The sequence below is a fragment of the Streptomyces sp. genome, from assembly GCF_050698815.1.
GTDB lineage: Bacteria > Actinomycetota > Actinomycetes > Streptomycetales > Streptomycetaceae > Streptomyces.
This window is the reverse complement of record NZ_JBOHCV010000152.1, coordinates 1-2,546: the sequence shown is the minus strand read 5'-3', so window position 1 is coordinate 2,546 and position 2,546 is coordinate 1. Positions and strand designations below refer to the sequence as shown.

At 70.7% G+C, this 2,546-nt stretch carries 2 protein-coding genes and 1 pseudogene; all 3 read left to right on the top strand.

What is annotated here, in order from left to right; all coding sequences use genetic code 11:
- The first annotated feature begins 3 nt into the window (after positions 1-3).
- The gene (locus ACRDP3_RS05940; protein WP_431515756.1) at positions 4-555 is read left to right on the top strand and encodes a DUF5987 family protein; all 552 of its coding nucleotides are present in this window, start codon (positions 4-6) and stop codon (positions 553-555) included.
- On the top strand, positions 552-2,192 hold the full coding sequence (locus ACRDP3_RS05935; protein WP_431515755.1) for a GMC family oxidoreductase N-terminal domain-containing protein: 1,641 nt from the start codon (positions 552-554) through the stop codon (positions 2,190-2,192). Before ACRDP3_RS05940 ends, ACRDP3_RS05935 begins: the two co-directional genes overlap by 4 nt.
- A gap of 84 nt (positions 2,193-2,276) precedes the next feature.
- A pseudogene (locus ACRDP3_RS05930) lies at positions 2,277-2,546 on the top strand (5-formyltetrahydrofolate cyclo-ligase); the annotation flags it as partial.

Below are 2,546 nucleotides of genomic sequence, written 5' to 3'. Positions count from 1 at the left end.
GCGCTGGGCCCGCTCGACACCGTCGCGACGCTCGAGGCCTTCGCCGACACCATGGTTCCGGGCGAGAAGCGGCACGGCCACGACCGGGCCATCGCGGGGGCCGCGCCCGGCCCCGGCGCGGTCCAGGCGGGAGCGGTCGCGCTTCTTCAACTCCCGGAGCTCGGCGTCGGCGTGCTCCTCCCGGAGCTCGCGGCACTGCTGAACACGGAGGCCACCGCCTGGGCACTCGCCCGAGGTCAAGTGCTGCTGCCCACCCAACCCCCGTTCGTCGCACTGGACTTCGACGACCGGACTCGCCTCGCGGGCAAGCTGCTGAGCAGCGCCGGGCTGCACCAGAAGGTCTACGTGCTGCTGGCGCTGTTCAGCGCGGCGGCCTTCGACACGGCCGCTCATCTGCACACCACCGACGCGCTGGAGCGGCGCCATCCCGGATTGACGTGGCTGCGCTTCCCCGAGCCCGACGCGGACGGGCTCTGGCGGTACCCGGCGTACTCGTACGGCAAGCGGCTCGCGAAGGAGCATCCGCACACCACCGCCGGAGGCCACCCCGCATGAGCGTCACGGAACGCACCGACGTCCTGGTCATCGGCAGCGGCTTCGGCGGCTCCATACCCGCCTATCACCTGGCGGCGGGCGGTGCCCGGGTCGTCGTGCTGGAACGCGGCCCCAACCTGCGGTCCCGGGACTTCTCGCACGATCAGCGCATCGGCAGCTACACCCGGATCGTCGACCTGGTGCAGGGTGACGGCATCACCGTCGTCGCGGGGAACTGCGTCGGCGGCTCCAGCGTGGTCTACTTCGCCGCTTCCCTGCGTGCGCCGGGCTTCGTGTTCGAGCGCGAAGGGAGCCTGGGCCACCGCCTGTGGCCCAAGGCGCTGACCCGTTCGGCGCTGGATCCCTGGTACGACAGGGCCGAGGAGACCCTGCCGGTGGCCCAGCAGCGGTGGAACCAAGTGCCGTATCCGGGAGGCCTGTTCGCAGCGGCATGCGAGCGGGCGGGTCGTACGTGCAATCCGGTGCCGGTCGCCGTCGACCTGGAACGCTGCACCAACTGCAACTGGATGCTGAACGGCTGCCATTTCGACGCCAAACGCTCGATGCTGCTCAACTACCTGCCCGCCGCCACCGCGGCCGGCGCCGAGGTACGGGCTCTGCACGAAGTGCAGACCATCGCGCCCGCCACCACTCCCGGCTACCGGTACCGAGTCGCGTACACAGTCCTCGACCCGGACGACTACCGGCTCTCCCAGGGCGCGGGGTCCATCGAAGCCAAGGTGGTGGTTCTCGCCGGTGGCGCGATGGGCACCCCGGTACTGCTGCAGCGCTCCGCCGCGCTTCTCGGCGGGATGCCGCGCGCCGTGGGCCGGTACTTCTCCGGCAACGGAGACCGGGTCTCGATCGCCGACGTGGACGAGTCGAAGGCCGGCGAGCTGCTGGGGCTCGAGCGGTCTCCGGGGACGCCGTACGAGGGCTTCCCCATCGGCAAACCGATCGGGTCGATGTCTTACGACCGACTCGACGCGGACGCCGAGGAGTTCACCCGCTTCTCCCTCCAGCAGATCTACTTCCCCGGCATCACGAACATCCTCGCTCAGGCCACGGACAGGCCGGAGTCGAGCTGGTTCGGCGTGGAGAAGAAGGAGCTGCGCTCGCGCTGGAAGTCGTGGCTGTCGGTCCTGGCGATGACCGAGGACGACAACGAGGGCAGGTTCGGCCTGCCACCGGCGACGGGCAGCTTCACCCGGGTCGCCTCGTCGGTCGGCCTGTCCACACTGCGCTACCGGCCGACCGCCAACACGCTGCGCGGCTGGAAGGCGGCGGACGAGGAGGCACGCGCCGTGCTCGAGCGCGACGGTCTGGCCCGGGTGCGCCCGTGGAGCGACGTGGTCGGTTCGCTCAGCGCCCACCCCCTCTCCTCCTGCCGGATGGGCGACGACCCGGCCACTTCGGCACTCGACGACCGCAACGAACTGCGCGGCCACCCCGGTCTGTTCGTGACCGACGGAGCGGCGGTCCCCACGTCGCTGTGCGTCAACCCGTCCCTGACCATCGCCGCTCTCGCCGAGCGGGCCAGCCGCCACATCGTGGAACGGGCGGCCGAGTCGGGCGTGGACGTCCGCTACGGCGCGCCCGCACCCGACGGTTCGACGTCCGGACGGCGCGGGGTGCTCAAGCTGCTGAACCAGCGGTGAGTCGCACGCTTGCTTTCCGCCGCCGCAGCGGGTGAGGAGCATAGGTGCTTCCCTTCATTGATCGGTTGGGTCACCGCTTCGCGGTTGGGTGCCACCAGGCGGTACGGGGAACGGGTCTGGAGCCTGCTCGACGCCCGGGACGCGGTACACGACGCCTCAGCGCACGGCCGCATCCCCAACTTCAAGGGATCCGAAGACGCCGCAGCACGCCTAGCGGAGCTGCCGGGGTGGCAGTCCGCCCGGACGGTCAAGGCGGTCCCAGACAAGGCACAGCTTCCAGCCCGTGTCAGGGCCCTGGTCGAGAGCAAGACGGTCTTCATGGCCGTTCCCAAACTGGCCGAACCCCGCCCGTTC